At 61.7% G+C, this 20,765-nt stretch carries 20 protein-coding genes; 8 read left to right on the forward strand and 12 right to left on the reverse strand.

Features of this window, described 5'->3' with window-relative positions:
- Positions 1 to 223 precede the first annotated feature (223 nt).
- Positions 224 to 640 (forward strand): GNAT family N-acetyltransferase, encoded by a 417-nt coding sequence (locus HX898_RS14805; RefSeq protein ID WP_138330373.1) that lies wholly within the window; start codon positions 224 to 226, stop codon positions 638 to 640.
- 105 nt (positions 641 to 745) lie between these two features.
- On the opposite strand, the gene HX898_RS14810 is transcribed toward HX898_RS14805, so the two are convergent.
- Positions 746 to 1,309 carry an N-acetyltransferase gene (locus HX898_RS14810; RefSeq protein WP_138330372.1) on the reverse strand — a complete coding sequence of 188 codons (564 nt, stop codon included), beginning with the start codon at positions 1,307 to 1,309 and terminating at the stop codon, positions 746 to 748.
- A gap of 265 nt (positions 1,310 to 1,574) precedes the next feature.
- Here HX898_RS14810 and HX898_RS14815 point away from each other — a divergent pair, with 265 nt between their 5' ends.
- Positions 1,575 to 2,585 (forward strand): glutathione S-transferase family protein, encoded by a 1,011-nt coding sequence (locus tag HX898_RS14815; protein WP_171598457.1) that lies wholly within the window; start codon positions 1,575 to 1,577, stop codon positions 2,583 to 2,585.
- A gap of 23 nt (positions 2,586 to 2,608) precedes the next feature.
- Here the strand turns inward: HX898_RS14815 and HX898_RS14820 are convergent, their stop codons facing one another.
- A complete protein-coding gene (locus HX898_RS14820) occupies positions 2,609 to 3,088 on the reverse strand; it encodes an NUDIX domain-containing protein (protein WP_138330370.1) in 480 nt (159 codons plus the stop codon).
- 70 nt (positions 3,089 to 3,158) lie between these two features.
- On the opposite strand from HX898_RS14820, the gene HX898_RS14825 reads away from it, so the two are divergent.
- From HX898_RS14825 to HX898_RS14840, 4 genes are all read left to right on the forward strand, one after another.
- Positions 3,159 to 4,067 carry a metallophosphoesterase gene (locus HX898_RS14825; RefSeq protein ID WP_064651966.1) on the forward strand — a complete coding sequence of 303 codons (909 nt, stop codon included), beginning with the start codon at positions 3,159 to 3,161 and terminating at the stop codon, positions 4,065 to 4,067.
- Positions 4,068 to 4,226: 159 nt separating this feature from the next.
- Positions 4,227 to 4,787: a hypothetical protein gene (locus HX898_RS14830; RefSeq protein ID WP_011652984.1), complete on the forward strand. Its 561-nt coding sequence runs from the start codon at positions 4,227 to 4,229 to the stop codon at positions 4,785 to 4,787.
- 186 nt (positions 4,788 to 4,973) lie between these two features.
- Positions 4,974 to 5,483 carry an RNA polymerase sigma factor gene (locus tag HX898_RS14835; RefSeq protein ID WP_180194977.1) on the forward strand — a complete coding sequence of 170 codons (510 nt, stop codon included), beginning with the start codon at positions 4,974 to 4,976 and terminating at the stop codon, positions 5,481 to 5,483.
- A gap of 2 nt (positions 5,484 to 5,485) precedes the next feature.
- Entirely contained in the window at positions 5,486 to 6,331 is an 846-nt protein-coding gene (locus HX898_RS14840; RefSeq protein ID WP_180194978.1) for an anti-sigma factor, read from the forward strand.
- Between the two features lie 54 nt (positions 6,332 to 6,385).
- Here HX898_RS14840 and HX898_RS14845 read toward each other — a convergent pair whose 3' ends face one another.
- Positions 6,386 to 7,363: an NADPH:quinone oxidoreductase family protein gene (locus HX898_RS14845; protein WP_180194979.1), complete on the reverse strand. Its 978-nt coding sequence runs from the start codon at positions 7,361 to 7,363 to the stop codon at positions 6,386 to 6,388.
- 5 nt (positions 7,364 to 7,368) lie between these two features.
- Between HX898_RS14845 and HX898_RS14850 the strand changes: the two genes are divergently transcribed.
- Positions 7,369 to 7,878, forward strand: coding sequence for a helix-turn-helix domain-containing protein (locus HX898_RS14850; protein WP_180194980.1), 510 nt, complete (start codon positions 7,369 to 7,371; stop codon positions 7,876 to 7,878).
- Between the two features lie 91 nt (positions 7,879 to 7,969).
- On the opposite strand, the gene leuA is transcribed toward HX898_RS14850, so the two are convergent.
- From leuA to HX898_RS14865, 3 genes are all read right to left on the reverse strand, one after another.
- Entirely contained in the window at positions 7,970 to 9,721 is a 1,752-nt protein-coding gene (leuA, locus tag HX898_RS14855) for a 2-isopropylmalate synthase (protein ID WP_138330366.1), read from the reverse strand.
- A 429-nt stretch (positions 9,722 to 10,150) separates the two neighbouring features.
- Positions 10,151 to 11,380 (reverse strand): benzoate/H(+) symporter BenE family transporter, encoded by a 1,230-nt coding sequence (locus tag HX898_RS14860; RefSeq protein ID WP_180194981.1) that lies wholly within the window; start codon positions 11,378 to 11,380, stop codon positions 10,151 to 10,153.
- A gap of 209 nt (positions 11,381 to 11,589) precedes the next feature.
- Positions 11,590 to 12,174 (reverse strand): ATP-dependent Clp protease proteolytic subunit, encoded by a 585-nt coding sequence (locus tag HX898_RS14865; RefSeq protein ID WP_003561390.1) that lies wholly within the window; start codon positions 12,172 to 12,174, stop codon positions 11,590 to 11,592.
- 331 nt (positions 12,175 to 12,505) lie between these two features.
- On the opposite strand from HX898_RS14865, the gene HX898_RS14870 reads away from it, so the two are divergent.
- Complete coding sequence (locus HX898_RS14870) at positions 12,506 to 13,267, forward strand: DUF2076 domain-containing protein (protein WP_180194982.1); 762 nt, start codon at positions 12,506 to 12,508, stop codon at positions 13,265 to 13,267.
- A 124-nt stretch (positions 13,268 to 13,391) separates the two neighbouring features.
- Here HX898_RS14870 and queF read toward each other — a convergent pair whose 3' ends face one another.
- The 6 genes from queF to HX898_RS14900 all read right to left on the reverse strand — a co-directional run bounded on the left by queF (position 13,392) and on the right by HX898_RS14900 (position 20,693).
- Positions 13,392 to 13,856, reverse strand: coding sequence for a preQ(1) synthase (gene queF, locus HX898_RS14875; protein WP_180194983.1), 465 nt, complete (start codon positions 13,854 to 13,856; stop codon positions 13,392 to 13,394).
- Positions 13,856 to 14,770 (reverse strand): CDF family cation efflux transporter EmfA, encoded by a 915-nt coding sequence (gene emfA / locus HX898_RS14880; protein ID WP_180194984.1) that lies wholly within the window; start codon positions 14,768 to 14,770, stop codon positions 13,856 to 13,858. The genes queF and emfA overlap by 1 nt, the downstream gene beginning before the upstream one ends.
- Positions 14,771 to 14,924: 154 nt before the next feature.
- Positions 14,925 to 15,596 (reverse strand): DUF2161 family putative PD-(D/E)XK-type phosphodiesterase, encoded by a 672-nt coding sequence (locus HX898_RS14885; RefSeq protein ID WP_025395495.1) that lies wholly within the window; start codon positions 15,594 to 15,596, stop codon positions 14,925 to 14,927.
- 15 nt (positions 15,597 to 15,611) lie between these two features.
- On the reverse strand, positions 15,612 to 15,851 hold the full coding sequence (locus HX898_RS14890; protein ID WP_003541831.1) for a hypothetical protein: 240 nt from the start codon (positions 15,849 to 15,851) through the stop codon (positions 15,612 to 15,614).
- Between the two features lie 127 nt (positions 15,852 to 15,978).
- Positions 15,979 to 18,168 (reverse strand): anthranilate synthase, encoded by a 2,190-nt coding sequence (locus HX898_RS14895; protein ID WP_180194985.1) that lies wholly within the window; start codon positions 18,166 to 18,168, stop codon positions 15,979 to 15,981.
- Positions 18,169 to 18,434: 266 nt separating this feature from the next.
- The gene (locus HX898_RS14900) at positions 18,435 to 20,693 is read right to left on the reverse strand and encodes a TonB-dependent hemoglobin/transferrin/lactoferrin family receptor (RefSeq protein ID WP_180194986.1); all 2,259 of its coding nucleotides are present in this window, start codon (positions 20,691 to 20,693) and stop codon (positions 18,435 to 18,437) included.
- Positions 20,694 to 20,765 lie beyond the last annotated feature (72 nt).

Below are 20,765 nucleotides of genomic sequence, written 5' to 3' on the forward strand. Positions count from 1 at the left end.
GGTCGACCGGCCGGCGCGCGTCGTAGCCAAGCTCTACGGCCAAGCCGGCCGGTCGATCAGCCGGCCCGTTTCAGCCAACCCGAAGGGCCGGGCATCTTTCCGCCAGGATCAGAGGCGATCGGCTCGGACGTACCAAGAGGTATGCCCTTCGCCAATCGCCTTTGCCCTGACGAAAACCTGCTCCGGCAGAATGCTTCAATCTGACCAGGAAAGGCTCTCACTCATGCCGGAATTCGAGCTCACCGCCTCGCCCTCGCCGGAGGAACTGGCAGTGATCACCGATGCGCTCTCGGCTTTCAACAACGCCGATCTCGGCCCATCGGATCGCCGGCCGCTCGCGGTCCTCATCCGCGATACCGACGGCAAGGTGACGGGCGGTCTTTCAGGCTTCACCGCCTGGGGCTGGCTCTTCACCCAGATGCTCTATATTCCCGATACCCTGCGCGGCACCGGTATATCAGGCAATATCCTCGCAAAGGCGGAAGAAGAGGCGAGAGCTAGGGGGTGCCGCGGCGCCTGGATCGACACCTTCAGCCCGCAGGCTCTGCGCGCCTATCTGCGCCAGGGTTATGAGGTTTTCGGAGAGCTTAAGGATTTCCCGGAAGGCCGCACGCGCAGCTTCCTCCGGAAAAGTCTCTAGCGCATCGGCCCGAAAATCGGAACCGATTTTCGGAAAGCACGATGCGCGGATTGAAAGAGTTGGGAGCGTCCTTTCTGCGTCCGGAAGGACGCACAGCGCTATAAATCATTCGCGCCAGGCGATCGTGCCCTTCAGCCGCGCGTGCACGCCCTCGGCGATCGGAACGACGAGCACGCGGCCGGGATCGACCGGGCCTGGAAAAGACAGCGCGTTATAGGCGACCTTCTCGAAGCCGAGCGGGCCGTAATAGGGTGGATCGCCGACGAGGATGACGGCTTCCGAGCCCTTGCGTCTTGCCGCCTCCACCGCAATCCGCACCAGTTCCCGGCCGATGCCCTTGTTCTTGTGGGAGGGGCGGACGGCGAGCGGGCCGAGCAGATGGCCCTTCACCGTGCCGGCCAGCACCGGCGTCATGCGCACGGAGGCGATCGTCTCACCATTATCGGTGCAGATGAAGGAAAGCGACAGATCATGAGGCCCCTGCTCTCGGATGCGCGCGGCTGCGCGCGCGAAGCGGCCCGGACCGAAGGCTTCTTCGTTGATGTGTTCGATGGCGGCGTCATGAGACGCGTCTTCAGTGAGGTAGACGAGATCGTGCTTGTACATGATGACAGAAACCGAATGGACAGATTGATGGGTCTCGAACACGCCTTGGGCGTTCGGGAGCATCAGCGTCGTCGCGGGTTTCTGGAAATGAACATCAGGCAGGGGTCCGAAAATCGTGAAAAGGCCGATAGCAGGAAAAATTTCCGTCGTCCAACGCAAAATGCACGACCACAGCGCCGCGCATCTTTTCGAGAGCCACAAAGGACGCTGCAATACTGAATTATGCAGGTCCCGAACGATGTGACGCACTGTTCAATCTTTGCTGCCTGTAAAGCCCTACCATCTGCGATATCTTCCGTTCCAACACGCAATCAAGGGAATGAAGATCATGGGAATGCTGGTGGACGGCGTCTGGCGTGACACCTGGTACGACACGAAGGAGAGCAAGGGTCATTTCAAGCGGCAGCCCTCGCAGTTCCGCAACTGGGTGACATCGGACGGTGGGGCCGGTCCTTCCGGCAGCGGCGGCTTCAAGGCCGAGGCCGGGCGTTACCACCTCTATGTCTCGCTCGCCTGCCCCTGGGCGCATCGCACGCTGATCTTCCGCAAGCTGAAGAAGCTCGAAGAGCTGATCTCGGTTTCCATCGTCGATCCGCTGATGCTCGAGAACGGCTGGGAGTTCAAGGTCGGCGACGGCGCCACCGGCGACCACCTCTTCGGCGCGTCCGCGCTTTGGCAGGTCTATGTCAGGGCCGATCCGCACTATTCCGGCCGCGTCACCGTTCCGGTGCTCTGGGACAAGAAGACCGGCACTATCGTCAACAACGAATCCGCCGAGATCATCCGCATGTTCAACGGCGCCTTCGACGGGCTGACCGGCTCGACAGCCGATTTTTATCCCGAGGACCTTCGCTCCGAAATCGATGCGCTGAACGCCACCATCTACGACACCGTCAACAACGGCGTCTACAAGGCGGGCTTTGCCACCACCCAGGAGGCCTATGCGGAAAACGTCGGCACGCTGTTCGAAACACTCGACATACTCGACGAACGCCTCGGCAAGGGTCGCTACCTCTTCGGCAACCGTCAGACCGAGGCCGACTGGCGCCTGTTCACCACGCTGGTGCGCTTCGACGCCGTCTATGTCGGCCATTTCAAGTGCAACATCCGCCGCATCGCCGACTACCGCAACCTGCCTGACTATCTGCGCGACCTCTACCAGACGGCGGGCGTTGCCGAGACGGTGAACCTCAACCACATCAAGCAGCACTATTATCGCAGCCACAAGACGATCAATCCGACAGGCATCGTTCCCGTCGGCCCGGCGCTCGATCTCGACAGTCCGCACGGCCGCGCTACAGCGCCGCGGGTGTTTTCAGACGCGCAAAGTACGCTGTAGCAGTTTGAATGGCTGGCTGAAGCTCACCAGCGGTGGGCGGGCTCCTGCTCGCCGCGAAGCTCGGCGAGACGGCGATGCGTCGCCTTGGTCGTGCCCTCGGGCAGGCTGTCGAGGGAAAAGAAGCCGCTGTCGGATATCTCCCAGTCCGGCGGCCGCGGCGCCGTCTGCTCGACGGTCGCGCGATAGAAGACGACATGGTCGCGCCTTGTGGTCGTGGTATTGAAATAGACTTGGAACAGCTGCGGCTTGCCGATGATCCTGAGGTTGCCCTCCTCGCGCAATTCCTTGACGAGCGCTTCCTCGACCGTCTCGTTGCGCTCCAGCCCGCCGCCCGGCATGTGCCAGCCGCCGATATAGCTGTGGCGCACGAGAAAGATGCGCCCCTCTGCATCGAAACAGGCAGCCCGCACGCCCACGGTCATGCTGCGGACGAAACTGAAATAGACATGCAGCAGGCGCAACGCCAGCCTCATGATAAGGGGCCGGTTCTCTTTATCCACCATCGCTCCGTTTCAGCTCTTCATCGCGCCGGATGTGTTTGATTTGTCAATAAGCTGGTCTATGTCTCGTAGCATGTTCAAGCTCGCGCATATCTCCGACGTCCACCTCGGGCCGTTGCCCAGTCTTTCCATTCAAGAGCTGTTTTCAAAACGCATAACAGGCTTTGTGAACTGGCATCGAAATCGACGCAAGCACCTTTTCGGCAGCACGTTGGATCTGCTGCTCGACGATATTCGCGCCCATCAGGCCGATCACGTGGCCGTCACCGGCGACCTCGTCAATCTGGCGAGCGGCATTGAGATTCGCGCCGCCGCTGCATGGCTGCGCGCGCTCGGAGATCCCGCAGACACGTCGGTCGTTCCCGGCAATCATGACGCCTATGTGCCAGGCGCCTATGAGAAGACGATGCGCGCCTGGTACGATTATGTCCGCGGCGATCTCGCTCCGCCGCAATGGCAGGACGACCGCCATATCTTCCCCTATCTGCGCGTCCGCGGCAAAGTCGCGATTGTCGGCTGTTCGACGGCGGTCGCCACCCCGCCCTTCGCCGCCTCTGGCTTTTTCGGCGCGCGACAGGCCCGCGATACTGTCAACATACTGCGTGCGGCTGGCGAAGCTGGTCTTTTCCGCGTCGTCATGATCCATCACCCGCCGATCCGCGGCGCCACTGCCTTCTACAAACGGATGATCGGCATCCGCCGCTTCGCCGCCGTGATTTCGACGGGCGGCGCCGAACTCGTGCTGCACGGCCATACGCACCTGAACACGCTGCATTGGCTGCGCGGCCAGATGCAGCCGGTGCCGGTCGTCGGCATCGCCTCTGCCTCGCAGGGACCGGGCAGCATCAAGCCGCCCGCCGCCTACAACCTCTTCTCCATCGACGGCTCACCCGGCGCCTGGGAGCTCAGCGGCGAGCGCTTCAGCCTCAACAGGGCCGGTGACGCGGTGATGCCGGAAAGCGCCGATATTTTCGCGCCTTAGCGCTGGTTCCTAGCTCTTTTTGTGCGGCACTTGAATCGATCTGCGAGGACATCAGTCCACCGTCGCAACATTTGCCATAGAGGTTGCTTACCCTCTTGGTATTTTTAGTGGTAAGCGTACAATCCGAGCAACTGCATTGCCTGAGAACGGAGCGCGCCGATGACTTCTTCCTTCCGCCACCTGTCCAGACTTTCGCTCGCCGCCGGCTTTGCCTTCGGCATCGCCACGGCCGCTTTCGCGGCCGGCGACAGTAACGATGACACCAATCCGCCGCCGAAGACCCAGACGACCAAGACCTGCACCGGCGGCAAGGTCTGGGACAAAGCCAAGAAGGAATGTGTCAACCCGAAGAAGAGCAGCTTCAACGACGACGATCTCTATCAGTTCGCCCGCGAATTTGCCTATGCCGGCCAGTATGACAACGCCATCACCGTGCTCAATCTCGCTCGCAACCAGAACGACCCGCGCGTCCTGAACTATCTCGGCTACGCCAACCGCAAGGCCGGCCGCATGGAGCTCGGCATGTCCTACTACCGCAAGGCGCTGCAGGCGGATGAGAATTATATCCTCGCCCGCTCCTATATGGGCATGGCGCTGGTGGAACAGGGAGACATCCAGGGCGCCCGCGTCCAGCTTGTCGAAATCCGTGATCGCGGCGGCGAAGGCACTTGGGCCTATCGCTCCCTGCTGCAAAGCTTGAACGGCTACAAGACATATTGACGCAAGCTTTGCAGCCACAATACGAAAATCCCTTGGGAAAGAGGGATGAAGACGACCGGATGCTTGCGAAGTGCAGGAGACTTGTTTCATAAAGCACATGCATCGACGGCGTCGATAAAGTCGGTTTCGCGCCCGACGGCGAACCCTTCGTCCGCGAAACCATTGTGAATGCTTTTTGGATAGACAATGCGTCAGCCCGCAACGACCATCGATCTCCGGCGTGATCTCGTCGGCCTCCTGCCCCGCCTTCGCCGCTTCGCGATCACGCTCGCGGGTGAGGTTGCCGTGGCCGATGAACTCGTTCAGGCCGTCTGTCAGCGCGCCATCTCCAAAGGTCATCAATGGAGCGGCGAAGGCCGGCTGGAAAGCTGGATCTACACGCTTGCCCGCCAACAATGGACCGACGACAACCGCAAGCGCAAGCCGAAGGCTTCCGTCCGCGGCAACGTCACCGATATTCGCGAGGCCGCGCGCGATCGCTCGGCCGCAGTCGATCCCGACACCATCCATCACATGATTTCCGATATGCCGGATGGCGTTTCCAGCATGTTCCTACTGGTCGACGTCGAAGGCTACAGCTACCAGCAGGCGGCCGACATCATGGGCATTCCGGTGGCAAACGTCGTCTCGCAGCTCGCGACCGCGAGGCTGCATTTCGCCGCGCTTGCCGGCACCCACCCGATCCACAGGTTCTGAATTTGCTCGATCTTAGGAAATTGCCGCTCGAAGCCCAGCTCACCGCCCTCCTCGACGGCGAAGTCTCGCCCGAACAGCGGCACGAACTGGAGCAGCGTCTGGCAAGCGACGAGAATGCACGCCGGCTGCATGAGAAGCTGCGCCACGGGGCTGATTTCGGCCGCCGCCGCCTCGACGATATCCTGAAGGAGCCTGTGCCGCTCGCCCTCGTCCGCTCGATCAAGAGCACGCAGCCGCCGAAAACGCCGATCGCCCAGCGCGCCACGCGCCCGCAAGTGAAACTGGCGCCGAGCGGCCCGCAGGCGCTGGCCGCCGCCCTCATCCTCTTTGTCGTCGGTTGTGGTATCGGCTATTTCGTCGGCACCGCGCCGGATGCCGACGAGATTGCCAGCACGGCGACCACCAATGCGGCACCGGCCAATACCAGCGACTGGCTGGGCGACGTCACCGCCTATCAGCGCCTGCTGATCCGCCAACCCCGTCATCTCGTCGAAGTGCCCGCCTCGCAGGCCGAGGAAATCTCCAGCTGGCTGACGACGGCGATCGGCGTGCCCTTCCGCGTGCCGGATCTGAGCGCCGAAGCCTGGACCTTCCAGGGCGCGCGCGTCATCCTTGGCGATAGCCGCCCTGTCGGACAGCTCGTCTATTCTAATTCCGATGGCGACATCATCTCCATTTGCTTCCGCAAGGACGTGCAGCCGCCAGAGACCGACGACTTCAAGGAAACGATCAAGGACGAGATCGGCCTCGTGACCTGGCACAATGCCGGCACCTCCTATGTGCTTGCCGGCCCCTCCGCCGAAGCAACGCTCGGCCAGCTCGCCATGGAGATCGCCACCGCGATCTGATTGCCGGAGCATGATGTCGGAGCGGTATCGTACGACATCGTGCGTCGCTTTGATTTAAGGCACCAGCACCACCTTGCCGACCGCCCGCCGCCCTTCGATGGCGCGATGCGCTTCCGACGCTTGATGCAGTGGGAAACGACCGCCGTCGATAATCGTCACGGCGCCCGCCGCGGTAAGCACGAAGAGCGCGGCAAGATCCTCCCGCACCCCCTGAGGCGTCAGCAGCGGCAACAGCGAAAATCCCTTGATTGACTGATTGTCGTCAAGCATGTGCTCGACATCGGCCGCCTCAAGCCCGAACCGCCCCATCGCCGCCAGCACCAGCTCGCCGCAAGGCGCCAGCGCATCGAGCGCCGCCCTTGAAAACGCGCCGCCGACGGTTTCATAGATGATACCCGCGCCGAGCCCTCCGGTCAGCTTCTTGACGTCCTCCTGCCAGCCAGGCGCCGTATAATCGACCGCATGATCGGCGCCGAGAGACAGGGAAAGCGCCCTCTTCTCGTCACTGCTCGCCGCCGCGATCACCATCTTCGCCCCGTCACGTCTCGCGAGCTGCACCAGCAGCGACCCGACACCGCCCGCTGCCGCACTCACGAGAACATTCTTGCCTTTCGCGGGACTGCGGCGCAGCAGATGCAACGCCGTCAGCCCTTGCACCATCAGCCCGGCAGCCGCCTCGAAAGAAACCGCATCCGGCAGCTGCACCACCGCCCCACCGTCGACCGCGACGAATTCGGCATAGCCGCCCGAACGCTCGATGGCAAAGAGAGGAACGGCAACCCGCATGCCAATGAGCGAGCGGTCGTCACCAGGCCCTGCTCGCTCGATCGTACCCGCGACCTCGACACCGGGAAACATCGGCAGGTCGGGCGTTACGGCGTAACGGTCGGCCCGCATCAACACCTCGAAGAAGTTGACACCCGCCGCATGGACGCGGACGAGAACCTCACCCGGCCCCGGTTCGGGAATCGGCAGCTCAACGACCTCGAGGACATCGGGCGAACCGAAGCGAGTGAATTGGACGGATTTCATGGCAGATGCACCTCACGTCTGATTGGCGTGGGGCAGGTTTAGCAATAGACTATCAGATAAAAATACACACTCTTTCGTGCCATACCCACCAGGAGGTGACCATGGCTGAGCCGATGAAAAGACTCCCCGAGCTGCCGGTCGAGCGTGCGCTGAAGGTGATCTCAGGACGCTGGAAGCCCATCATCCTCTATTACGTCTTCTCCGGCCCGAAGCGTCTTTCGGAGCTGAAGCGGATGGTGCCCGCCATTAGCCAGAAGGTGCTGATCCAGCAACTGCGCGAGATGGAGGAGCACGGGCTCGTCGCCCGCCAAGTCTTCGCCGAGGTCCCCGCTCGCGTCGAATACAGCGCGACTGAACTCGGCCTCGGCCTCGAACCGGTGCTGCTGGCGCTCTGCCAATGGGGCCAGCGCCACGCAGAGGCGCGCAACGAAGCCGGCGAGATTACCGACTGCATTGTCAGGCCGCGCCGCGCCACAGCGCCGCGCGTCATTTCAGACGCGCATAGGACGCTGTAACACTTTGAATTGCTACATAATTTTATCCTTAAATCGATTCCGATTTAAGGAATTATGCAGTAGTTCGGTCGCGGCCCGAGGCCTTCCGAAATCAGGCCTTGCCGGCCTTCACGTCGAGCACGCGGTTGGCGGCCGAGACGATCGCTTCCAGCGATGCCGCGACGATGTTGGTATTGATGCCGGCGCCGAAGAGTTTGCCGCCGGGATAGGAGGTCTCGACATAGGAGATCGCCGCCGCGTTCGAGCCATGCTGGAGCGAATGCTCGGAATAGTCCTCGACCGACATCTCGATGCCGAGATAATGCGACAGCGCATTGATGAAGCCGTCGATCGGACCGTTACCGCGCCCTTCGATGCGCTTGATCTCCCCATTGTCGGTGATCTCGGCTGCGACGATCCGCTGGCCCTTGTGCTCGGTGTCGGGATAGGTGTGATGGTCGACGAAGCGCAGGCGCCCTTCCGGCTGTGTCACGTAGCGCTCGATGAAGCGGTCGTAGATGCGCCGGGACGGAAGCTCCTTGCCCTCTACGTCGGTGATACGCTGGATATCCTCGCGGAATTCCACCTGCAGGTTGCGCGGCAGGTTCAGCCCGTAATCCTGCTGCAAGATATAAGCGATGCCGCCCTTGCCGGACTGAGAGTTGATGCGGATGATCGCCTCGTAGGAACGACCGACATCGCGCGGATCGATCGGCAGGTACGGGACCTCCCACACGGGATGGTTGGCGACCTGTGCTGCCTTCATGCCCTTGTTGATCGCATCCTGATGCGAGCCGGAGAAGGCCGTATAGACCAGCTCGCCGACGTAGGGATGACGCTCGCCGATTGCCATCTGGTTCGAATATTCGAACACTTCCTTGATGCGTTCGATATTCGAGCAGTCGATCTCGGGATCGACGCCTTGCGTGAACATGTTCAGCGCCATCGTCACCATGTCGACATTGCCGGTGCGCTCGCCATTGCCGAACAGCGTGCCCTCGACACGGTCGGCCCCTGCCAGCAGTGCCAGTTCGGCAGCGGCAATGCCGGTGCCGCGATCGTTATGCGGATGCAGCGAAACGATCAGGTTCTCGCGATTGTCGAGGTTGCGACACATCCATTCGATCTGGTCGGCATAGACGTTCGGCGTCGCCATCTCGACGGTCGACGGCAGGTTGATGATCAGCTTGTTATCGGGCGTCGGCTTGACGACCTCGATGACGGCGTTGCAGATCTCCAGCGCCACATCGAGTTCCGTGCCGGTAAAGCTCTCCGGGGAATATTCGAAACGGTAACCGCCGCCAGCCTTCGTGGCCATATCGGTGATCATCTTGGCGGCATCGACGGCGATCTGCTTGATGCCCTGCACATCCTTGGCGAAGACGACGCGGCGCTGCAACTCACTGGTGGAGTTGTAGAAGTGCACGATCGGCCGGTTTGCGCCTTCCAGCGCTTCGAAGGTGCGGGTGATGAGTTCCGGGCGGCACTGCACCAATACCTGCAGGGAGACGTCGTTAGGAACGTTGCCCTCCTCCACGCACCAGCGGGCGAAGTCGAAATCGGTCTGCGAAGCCGAGGGGAAACCGATCTCGATTTCCTTGAAGCCCATCTCGATCAGCAGCTGGAACATGCGCGCCTTGCGATCGTGGCCCATCGGGTCGACGAGCGCCTGGTTGCCGTCGCGCAGGTCGACTGAGCACCAGACCGGTGCCTTGGTAATGGTCTTCGTCGGCCATGTGCGGTCGGGAATGTTCACCTGCGGATAGGCCCGGTATTTCACCGCGGCGTCGGGCATGCCTTTTGCGGGGCTCATCTCGCTCTTGGAGGCCATCTTATCTCGGGGGGATTGCGTCTTCGCGTCCATCGTATCGTCTCCTCGTCCCGGCATTTGCCCGCTCTTAGCCGATCACGTCGGGCTTGGCGATAAACAAATGCGGACCTTGTCGGTCGTTAGGTCAATTTTGAAAGTGAGTCGCGAGGAGCGATGGCCGGGCGGGCTTTCGGCCGCCGGGCGCTCCTCAAAGGACCCGGCAACCGCGCGTAAGGCCGAGGAGAAGAAGCGAGGTCAGGGCGCGCGTATTGTCACGCAGGGCGATGCGGCCGCGTGCAATCGTGTCAGAAATTCTGGCGCCAGTGGTCTTCATGACCGCGCTTATAGCCTCGGGCGGTGACGCTGGCAAGTCCTTGCCCGGCTTTTGGTCGCCGCCAACGGTCGACGAGCTACCCGTCTATAGCCGGCGGAACTGCCTGAAAGCGCCAGGATCCGGCATTTCGAGAGCAGAACGACCTTCCGTTACCTCGACTGAGCTCGGTCTTTCCAAATCTTCACCAGCCGCGACAGCGCCAGCATCAGCCCACCCGCGAGCAGGCCCCAGAAGGCGCCGGAAATACCGCCGAAGGAAACGCCGGAGGCGGTGACGAGGAAGGTGATTGCCGCCGCCTCACGTGTGTCCGGCGCCTGGAAGGCCGACATTGCCGAGGACGAGAAGGCGCCGACCAGCGCCAGGCCAGCCACCGCCTCGATCAGGATGGAAGGCGCAAGGGCGACGAAGGCCGTCACCGCGCCGGCGAGCAGCCCGAGAATGATATAGCCGACACCGGCGATGAGTGACGCCCAATAGCGCCGCTTCGGATCGGCATGGGCGTCCTGTCCGGCGCACATCGCCGCGGTGATGGCCGCCAGATTGACGGCGTGACCGCCGAACGGCGCCGACAGCAGCGAGAAGAAGCCGGTGACGGCAAAGAGCGGGCCGGGCTTCGGATCGTAGTGATTGACCTTCAGCACCGCGATACCCGGAATGTTCTGCGAGGCCATGGTGACGATGAAGAGCGGCAACGCGATCGAGATGAGGCCGGCAAGATTGAACACCGGCCGGACGATTTCCGCCGTTGGCACCAGTGATTGTTCCAGCGAGCCGAGCGCACCGTCTGGGATATCAACGCCGAAGGCGAGCACCAGCACGAAGGCCGCGAGTGCTGCCGGCACCGCCCAAAGCCGCTTGAAGGCGCCGACGACGATCCAAGCGACGACGATCGGCAGGCCGAACAGCGGATTGAAGCCGATCGCCTTCACCGGCGCGAAGCATAGGCCGATCAGCACGCCGGCGAGCATTGCATTGGCGAGTGGTGCCGGAATGGCGGCAACCGCTCGCCCGAGCGGCTTGAACAGTCCCGCAATGATGATCAGCGCAGCACAGATCAGGAATGCCCCGACCGCCGCATTGAAGCCGCCCTCGATCGCCCCGGTGCTTGCCAGCAGTGCGGCACCCGGTGTCGACCAAGCGATGCTAACCGGCAATCGGGTCACGGCACTCAGCACGATCGCGCAGACGCCCATGGAAATCGACAATGCCATCAGCCCGGAAGCCGCCTGTACATCCGTGGCGCCGACCGCCTGCAGCCCGTGCAGTACAACGGCGAAAGAGCTGGCGGAACCGACGAAGGCGGTCAGCAGCCCCATGAACAGGGCTTGGACGGAAAAATCTTTGAGCATGGCGGGACTCGAGCTGCGCGAATGCCGCATGGAGCATGATGGTTGCCGCAGGCGCAAGTCTGGATTCAGTGCTTTCCGTTGAGACCTTGCCGCTAGGAGATCATCTCCGTTCAAGCACTAAAGCCTTTCCTGGTCAGATTGCAGCATTCTGACCAGGAAAGGCTCTGGCCGAAAACAGAACGCCCTCACCTGCGATCGGCAGGCAAGGGCGGGTTCTTGGCAGCTTTCGCTGAGAAAACTTAGATATCGGCCTGCGACGTCACGATCCGTGAAACGAGGCCATACTCCTTCGCTTCTTCGGCCGAAAGCCAGTAGTCGCGATCCGTATCCTTGTCGATCTTGTCAAGCGGCTGGCCGGTGGCCGCTGCCATGATCCTGTTCAGGCGCTCGTTCATCTTGATGATCTCGCGCGCCTGGATTTCGATGTCGGATGCCATGCCGCGCGTGCCGCCGGAGGGCTGATGCAGCAGGAAGCGGGTGTTCGGCAGGCACAGGCGCCGCTCCTTCGGAGTGGCGACATAGATCAGCGCGCCGGCGGAGGCGACCCAACCGGTGCCGATCATCCAGACCTTCGGCTTGATGAACTTGATCATGTCATGAATGGAATCGCCGGATTCGACGTGGCCGCCGGGCGAATTGACATAGATACGGATGTCCTCGTCGCTGGCCGCTGCAAGCGCCACGAGCTGCGAGCAGACCTTCTGCGCCAATTCCTGATTGATCGGTCCGTAGATGAAGATCGAACGCGACTTGAAAAGATTCGCCTCCGTTTCCTTGCCGAGCGGCAGTTCCTTCGTCTTGTCGTCCTGGTCTTCGTCGTTCATTCGAACCTCTTGGAGATGAATTCGGGTTCCTCGCACATAGTGCGACTCAATGCCTAAAACAATGCGGGAAAAACACAAGGCACCGAAGCGATGGAGATATCCTTAAGAAGCCGCGCGCCGTTCTGCAAGCCTTACCGAAATGTAACGGCGAAAGGCTTTGAAAAGCCTAAATCGGTTCCTACCTCAACCTCACGCGGCAAATACCGCCCAGCGCATAAACCCGACAATCGAATCGATTGTCGGAAAGGATTATGCGCAGTTTTATATTGATAGAGCGTCCTTAGCGCGTCCTGTCGGACGCGCGGCGCTCTAGATCATTAGGAGGCAGGACATGTCACCCGAAGAACGCCAATTGCTGACCGCCCTCTTCGACCGCGTGCGCACCGCCGCGGCCACACCGCGCAACCGCGAGGCCGAAGCCCTGATCGACCAGGCGACACGCGAACAGCCCTCCGCCACCTATTATCTCGCCCAGGCCGTCATCGTTCAGGAAAAGGGACTGGAGGCGGCGGCCAACCACATCAAGGAACTCGAAGAGCGTCTCCGCCAGTTGGAAGCCGGCGAGAGCGAACACCGCCAGGCCGAGCAGGGCGGCGGCTTTCTGAGCTCGATCTTCGGTACCAGCCAGACGCAGCAGTCGGCACCCGTCCCCGGTCCCTGGGGCAGCGCGCCGCGCCAGGCTTCTCAGTCGCAATATGACGATACCCGCGGCGGCGATGTCCGTCAGATGCCGCAGCAGCCGACCGGCCCCTGGACCCAGCAGGCTTATGCGCCGTCCGCCGGCGGTAGCTTCCTGCGCGGTGCGCTCGGCACGGCGGCGGGCGTTGCCGGTGGCATGCTGCTTGCCAATTCGTTGAGCGGTATCTTCGGCAACCACATGTCCTCGCTCGGCTGGGGCTCGCCCTTCGGCGCCAATCCCTTCGGCAATGCTAGCGCGCCGACCGAGGAAACCGTCATCAACAACTATTACGGCAACGACGACACCCGCCAGGCCTCCGACAACGCTGCCGATGACAACGATAACGCCAACGTGCAGCAGGCCGATTACGACGATGGCGACGACTCGTCCGGCGACGACGTTACGGATGTGTGAGATCTAGGGGCCGGCGACGGACGGCGTTTGCTGCACCGTTGCCCGGCCCTTCGCTTGGGTTCAGGGCGTTCGCCGCTGCAATCGATTCACTGGATCGATTGCTCGGGCTGCGCCCGACCGCGGCTCACCCACGCCCGCGATAGGTGGCAACGCCCTGTTCCGGCAGCCACACGCCTTCCGGCGGCTTGCCCGTCTGCCAGAAGACGTCGATCGGGATGCCGCCGCGCGGATACCAGTAGGCGCCGATTCTCAGCCATCTGGGATCGAGCAGCCCGACGATGCGCTTGGCGATGTAAATCGAGCAATCCTCGTGGAAAGCGCCGTGATTGCGGAAGGAATGCAGGAAGAGCTTCAGCGACTTCGATTCCACCAGCCATTCGCCCGGAATATAGTCGATGACGATATGGGCGAAATCTGGTTGCCCGGTCATCGGGCAGAGCGAGGTGAATTCCGGCGCGGTGAAGCGCACGACGTAATCGGTGCCGGCATAGTTGGACGGCACTTTTTCAAGCACCGCCTCCTCCGGCGACTGCGCGGTTTCGGTTTGCTGGCCCAGCATCGACAGGCTGGAAACATCGGTATTCGGCATTATGCCTCCTTGACGACTTTGACGCGGATGCCGTGAGCCTTTTCGCCCTCCGGTTCCACATGAATTGCAATGGTGGCGCCCTCGTGCACCGCCCTGATGGCATCCTCAAGGCGGTCGCATATATCATGCGCCTGCCGCACCGACATCGCGCCGGGCACCACCATGTGGAAATCGATGAAGGTGACGGTGCCCGCCCGCCTCGTTTTCAGGTCATGCACGCCGATCGAGCCCGCCGCGTGGGTGGCGATCGCCTGCTTGATCGCCTCCTCCTCCTGCGGCTCGACCGCCTGATCCATGAGCCCGCCGATCGATTGCGAGATCACCTTCCAGCCCTGATAGAGGATGTTGACGGCAACGAGAATGGCAAGCACCGGGTCGAAGATCGCATAGCCCGTTGCCAGCGCCAGCAGCAGGCCGACGAGCACGCCGACGGAGGTCACGACGTCGGACATGATATGCTGCCCATCCGCCGTCAGCGCCGCTGAGCGATGTCTGCGTCCAGTCCGGATCAGCAGCCGCGCCCAGATCGCATTGACGACACCGGCCGCGAAGTTGATCGCAAGGCCGAGCACAGGTGCATCCAGCATGCGTGGCTCGGCGAGATAACCAACCGCCTCGTTGACGATCAGCAGGGCAGCGACGACGATCAGCACGCCCTCGGTGACGGCAGATAGATATTCCGCCTTATGATGGCCGAAGGGATGGTCGTGATCGGCCGGCTTCTGCGCATAGCGGATGACGAAGAAGGCGATGAAAGCGGCAACGACGTTGACCGACGATTCGAGCCCGTCCGACAGCAGCGCCACCGACCCGGTGACCCACCAGGCCACCATCTTCAGCCCCATGACGCCGAGCGACAGCGGAATGCCCCACATCGCCAGCTTGCGAACCGTAAGATCGCCGTTGTCACTCATATCGTTCCCCTGCGGTTGCGAATGAATTGCAGCTTTCAAGCCGTTGAAACGCAAAACCGCCCACGCGAATGTCGCGCAGGCGGTTCAGTTCAGGGTGATATGGGGGAAGACGGCGGATTTGTCAAAGGGCAATGAGGTTCCCCTTCCGCATGGCTCAAGGAGCAGGCTCGGAGAGAATAGTCTGCGGCCAGCGTAAGAGCGCCGCCTGCCCTGCAGGCGTCAGGGCGTAGACGCCCTTCTCCTTGCGTTCGAACCATCCGTAGACGTTGTCGAGCAGGATTCGGCCGGCATTGGGCACCTGAGCCTTCATATCCCGCGGTCGCCCGACCCCACGCTCGATTGCGGCGGCGCAGAGCAGCACCTGTTGACGATAGGCGGTCATAATTGGCGCCCGCGTGCTGCCGCCGACGGCGGGATCGCCGTGGCGGCGCTGATGCTCCTTGACAAGGCGCGTGCGCCGCTTGGGATTGGTGCGCGGCATCGGCGAGACGGAACTGACGATGATGCTGACCTCGCCGGCATCGGAGACGCCGAGCATGCCGATGCCGAGCCTGCGGCAGAGATCGCGATAGCGTTTGTCGGTCTCTCGCCCCCGACCCTTGGCGGAGACGCGGGCCGCGATCCAGACCTCATCGCTCATCGCCGCGCGGTCGACCGCCTGGAGAAGCAGTTCGAGGTTGAAGGAGAGCTTGAGTTCGCAGACCACCACGACCGGCGGCTCGGCATCGCTGAGGCCCACGAGATCGCACCCGCCGACCTCGCCCTTCACGACATAACCCGCAGCCTCCAGGAAAGCTTTGACCGGCAGGTAGAGCGATGTCTCCATATTGAAAACCGCGTCTCAGGCGGCGTTGAGATCGGCAATCTCGCCATATCGTGCAAGCAAACGCGGCGACGACATATCCCCGGTTTCCTCATCGACAATCACGGCATAAGCCGCCACGCCGACGAAACGCTCCGACATCGCCGAGGCGATTTTCTCCGCGCTGACGGAGTTCGATGCCTGGCGCATTTCACCGGGGACGAGATTGCCGCGGTTCTTGCGATAGGGAAGAACGATGAACTTTTCAGCATTGGCCACGTCGAATATCCCGATTGATCGTTCCTGAAATGTTCTGATTTGTCTGAAGAAGTCAACCGGCCTTTCGAAAACGGCCTGCCCCTCCCCGCAGTCGGGGAAAGGGCAGGCCGAATAACCGTCGAAATCCTCAGGCAGCCTTCGTCTTCACCTTGCGCGCCAGATGCGCCACGACATTTTCGATCATCCGCATCCCGGCATCGCCACCGAGCGTCATGATCGACTCCGGATGGAACTGCACCGCGGCGATCGGTTCCTTGGCGTGTTCGATACCCATGATCGTGCCGTCGTCGCTTTCCGCCGTGATGATGAACTCACGCGGCAGCGTCGAGGGATCGGCGAAGATCGAGTGGTAGCGGCCGACCGTCACCTCCTTGGCAAGGCCGGAGAAGACGATGCCCGGTTCCAGCACGCGGATGCGCGAGGGCTTGCCGTGCATCGGCAGCGCCAAATGGCGCAGTTCCCCGCCATAGGCTTCGGCGAGCGCCTGCAGACCGAGGCAGACGCCGAAGATCGGCAGGTTGCGCGCCCGTGCCTTCTTGATCGTCGCCTTGCAGTCGAAATCCTTCGGTGTTCCGGGTCCGGGCGACAGCACGACGAGGTCCGGGTTCAGCCGGTCGAAGATTTCCTCCGGCACCGGCGTGCGCACGGTCGAAACCGTCGCCCCCGTCTGGCGGAAGTAATTGGCGAGCGTGTGGACGAAGCTGTCCTCGTGATCGACGAGCAGGATGCTGACGCCCTTGCCGACGCTTGCGACATCGCGCTGGACCCTGCCGGAATTGCCCGTCTTGGCGTCTCGGATGGCGGAAAGCATGGCAGAGGCCTTCAGTTCTGTTTCGGCTTCTTCTTCGTCAGGAATGGAATCGTTGAGCAGCGTCGCGCCGGCGCGCACCTCGGCGATACCGTCCTTGATGCGCACGGTGCGCAGCGTCAGGCCGGTGTTCATGTCGCCGTTGAAGCCGACCATGCCGATCGCCCCACCATACCAGGCGCGTGGGCTTTTTTCATGGCTCTCGATGAAGCGCATCGCCCAGAGCTTCGGGGCGCCGGTGACGGTGACGGCCCAGGCGTGGCTGAGGAAACCGTCGAAAGCGTCCATGTCGTCGCGCAGCCGCCCCTCGATATGGTCGACCGTGTGGATGAGGCGCGAATACATCTCGATCTGCCGGCGGCCGATCACCTTGACCGAACCCGGCTCGCAGACACGGCTTTTGTCGTTGCGGTCGACATCCGAGCACATGGTGAGCTCGGACTCGTCCTTCTTGGAATTCAGGAGCTTCAGGATCTGCTCGCTGTCGGCGATCGGGTCGTCGCCGCGCTTGATCGTGCCCGAAATCGGGCAGGTCTCAATGCGACGGCCGGAAACGCGCACGAACATTTCGGGCGAGGCGCCGACCAGATATTCCTGATGGCCGAGATTGATGAAGAAGGAATAGGGCGACGGATTGATCGCCTTCAGCCGCTTGGAAATGTCGGACGGCTTGCTGTCGCAGCGCTCCATGAATTTCTGCCCGGGCACGACTTCGAAAAGGTCGCCCTTGCGGAAACTTTCCTTCGCCTTGGTGACGAGCTCGGCATATTCGCCCGGCCGGTGATCGCTCTTCGGCGGAATGGCATCCGTGTGTTTGAAGGGCTCCGCTGCGATATCTTGGGCCTTGCCCTCGGTCGTCACGCCGTCTTTTTCGAAGTCGTAGCGGTCGACCCAGGCCTTGGCGGCGTAGTTGTCGACGACGAGGATCTCGTCCGGCAGGTAGAGCACCATGTCGCGCTGGTCGGAGGGTCGCGTCAGCTTCAGATCGATCGCATCGAACTGGAAGGCGATGTCGTATCCGAAGGCGCCATAGAACCCGAGGCTTGCATCTGCCTGCGAATAAAACAGGTCGGTGACGGCGCGCAGCACCGTGAAGACCGTCGGCATCTTCGAGCGTTCTTCCTCGGTGAACACCCGGTCCGGCGTCTTGACGGTGAGGTCGAGACGGCGAGCCGAGGAAGCGCCGAGCACGATGTCGGACACGGTCTTCAGCCGCTCGGTCACGAAGCCGAGGATAACCTCGCCGCGTTCATTATAGGCCTCGATCCAGACGTCGCGCCCGAATGAGGAGATGCCGAGCGGCGGATCGACGACGGCCGTATCCCAGCGTGTATAGCGGCCCGGATATTCGTAGTTCGACGAAAACACCGCGCCGCGGCGCTCGTCGAGCTTGTCGATATAGGAAGAGACCGCATCGCCGTAGGGGATCGCCCGCCGCTGCCGCGTGACCGTAATGCCGCCCTTGGTCTCGTAGATTTCCGCACCATCATCCCGCAGGATCGTTACCATTGTTCCACTCCGTTATCGGGGCCCGGACGACAGGCGGCCATAAAACAAAAAAAGCCGCCTCGAAGTTTCGGGCGGCTCACTCGTCGTCTTTGGACACGATTGGTCGAGGCCGCCTTAGCGAACCCACCACCAAACAGCAATGTTCAATGACTTGATCATGAGAAAATTGTTAGCCTGAGATCAGCCATTGCGCAAGAGGCGATTGTGGGAATGAAAAAGGGCGGCCCGAAAGCCGCCCCTCCCCAGCCTTGAAGGCGTGATCGCGATCAGAAAGTCTTGGTGATTGAGACCTTGAACGTACGGCCCGGCTCCGAATACCACTCCCGCGGCTGGGACGCCGTCGCCGAGCTCAGATTGACCTCGCGCACGGCGAGCGCGTTGTAATGTTCCTGATCAAAGATGTTGTAGACGCCTGCCTGCACGCGCAGGCCCGGCACCTGTTCCGGCGTCCACCAGCCAGTCAGGTCGACGATTGCGTAGCCGGGCGCATCGAAGGTCGTGTCGTTGGTGTTGCTGACGGGCGTATCGAGATGGTCTGTGAGCATGCCGGCCGACAGTGTCGAGGAAAGGTCGAAGCCGAAATTCTCGTTGCTCCAGCCGCCGCCGACGATCGCCTTGAACGGTGCCACCGAGCGTAGGCGCTGAGTGGTTTCTTCATTTCTGCCATATGCATAGGCAAGTGACGCATGCAGATTTATGCCGTTATTGAATGTCTTGGCGGCGCTGGCTTCAATACCGGAGATCGTGGCCGCAGACACGTTCGTGTAGTTGAATTCCGTAAAGCCGGTCGCGTCGACGCTCGTCACCGTCTCGATAAAGTTCTGGTAGCGGGTGTGGAAGGCCGCGACCCGACCGGTAAAATCGCCCGTGTCAAAGTTAGCGCCGATTTCGACGCCGCGGCCGATTTCGGGTTCCAGATCGGGATTGCCGAGTTGGGCGTAGCGGCCCGTCGGATTGTAGAAGCGGCTGTAGAGTTCGTCCACGGTGGGTGCCCGGAACCCCACTGCCAGCTGCATGTAGAGCTGCACGTCAGGCGTCAGCTCGTATGTCGCAAGAATCTTTGGTGACAGGCCAGCTTCCGTTCGGTCGTTCAGGTCCCCGAAACGGGCAAGCCCGGTATTGCTTGCGAAACTCCCGCCGGTCGAAGGATTGTAGTTGAACAAGTCAAAGCGGAAGCCGGGTGTCAGCGCGAAGCCGGTATTGCCGATTTCGATCTTGTCTTCGACAACAAGCCCAAGATTCTGGCTGTCGACATTGGGCACTTCCGCCTGGTTATTTAGCGCCGGGCACGTTGTGGGCGTCGGGCAAAGTGCCCAGCTATACTGGCTCCAGCTCGAAACGCCGACGTCGAGGCCCACCCGAACGGAGTGGCTAAGACCGGAATATTCGAAATCCTTCGTTGCCGTGCCACTGAAGCCCCAGGTTTCGTTTTCAATCTCGTTGTTACGTCCATAGGCGACATTGGCGGTCGTACGGCCCCTGCTGCCGGCTTCCTTCTTCAAATCCAGCCAATAGAGCGTGGCACGTGCACTGCTGAAGAACGCGTCGGAGGACTGCGCTTCATAATCATAGTCGAGCGATACACGATCGCGGTCACGCAGTTCGCGACCGTCATAATTGTCGATCATGAAGTTGCGAGGACTGGTGCCTCCCTGGAGTTGGCGCAGGTCGGTCTTTAGATCGCGGCGGAATCGTTCCGCTGTCAAGCCGATGCGATGGCCGCCTTCCAGCTCCTGGCGCAGTTTGAAGAGCAGGTTGTTCTGATCGAAATCAGCCGGATTCGCCTCGGTGCGAAGAGCACCGTAGCTGTCGTTGTCGCCCATGTTGTCGCGTTCATGGCCCTTGCGGTAGCCACCCTGAAACAAGATCGACGTACCGCCGATCTTCTTGGCGGCGGCGGCCGAGCCGGAAATGCTGCGGTCTTCGCTGTCATAGGTCGACTTGACGATCGCACCCCAATCGCGGCCTTCAGGAATGAGATCCTCCGGCTCCAGCGTATTGAGAACGATGGCGCCGCCGAGCATGCCGGAACCGCCCTTGCTCGAATCCGCGCCTCGCACGATATCGAGCGAGGACAGTGAATCGAAATCGAAGGTGTCGCCGCCGCCGTTGGCGTTGGCCGGCGCAAAGGCACCCTGGCGCGAGCTGTTCGAAATATAGGGGATCGGAATGCCGTCGATCGTGGTCAGGATGCGAGCGCCGGAAAGGCCGCGCAGATTGAAGCCTGCGTCACCACGCGAATAATTCACACCTGCATCGACGCTGCGGCCAATATCGTCAAAATTGGTGACCTGCTTTTCTTCGAGCTGCTTGGCAGTGATCTCGGTCGCCAGCGGCGTGTCGGCGACGCTGCCCGGCGCCACGCGTTTGCCCTTGACGACGATCTTCTGCAGGACAGTGCTGTCCTCAGCCGTGGTTTGCGGCTCGGTTGCCGTAGCGCTTTGCGCGAAAGACTGCGAAACAGGAAGAACAACTGTGGCTGCCGTGCAGACCAATAGAACCGAGCGCCAATGCCGGACGATCATAACCTACCCTCTAATGATGATTACCGGGCTGGCTGGTCGTGGCGTTCGCACGCTCGAGGGGCTGGCTGGGCT

It is taken from the genome of Rhizobium sp. WYCCWR 11128, assembly GCF_013416305.1.
In the GTDB taxonomy this organism is placed as follows: Bacteria; Pseudomonadota; Alphaproteobacteria; order Rhizobiales; family Rhizobiaceae; genus Rhizobium; species Rhizobium indicum.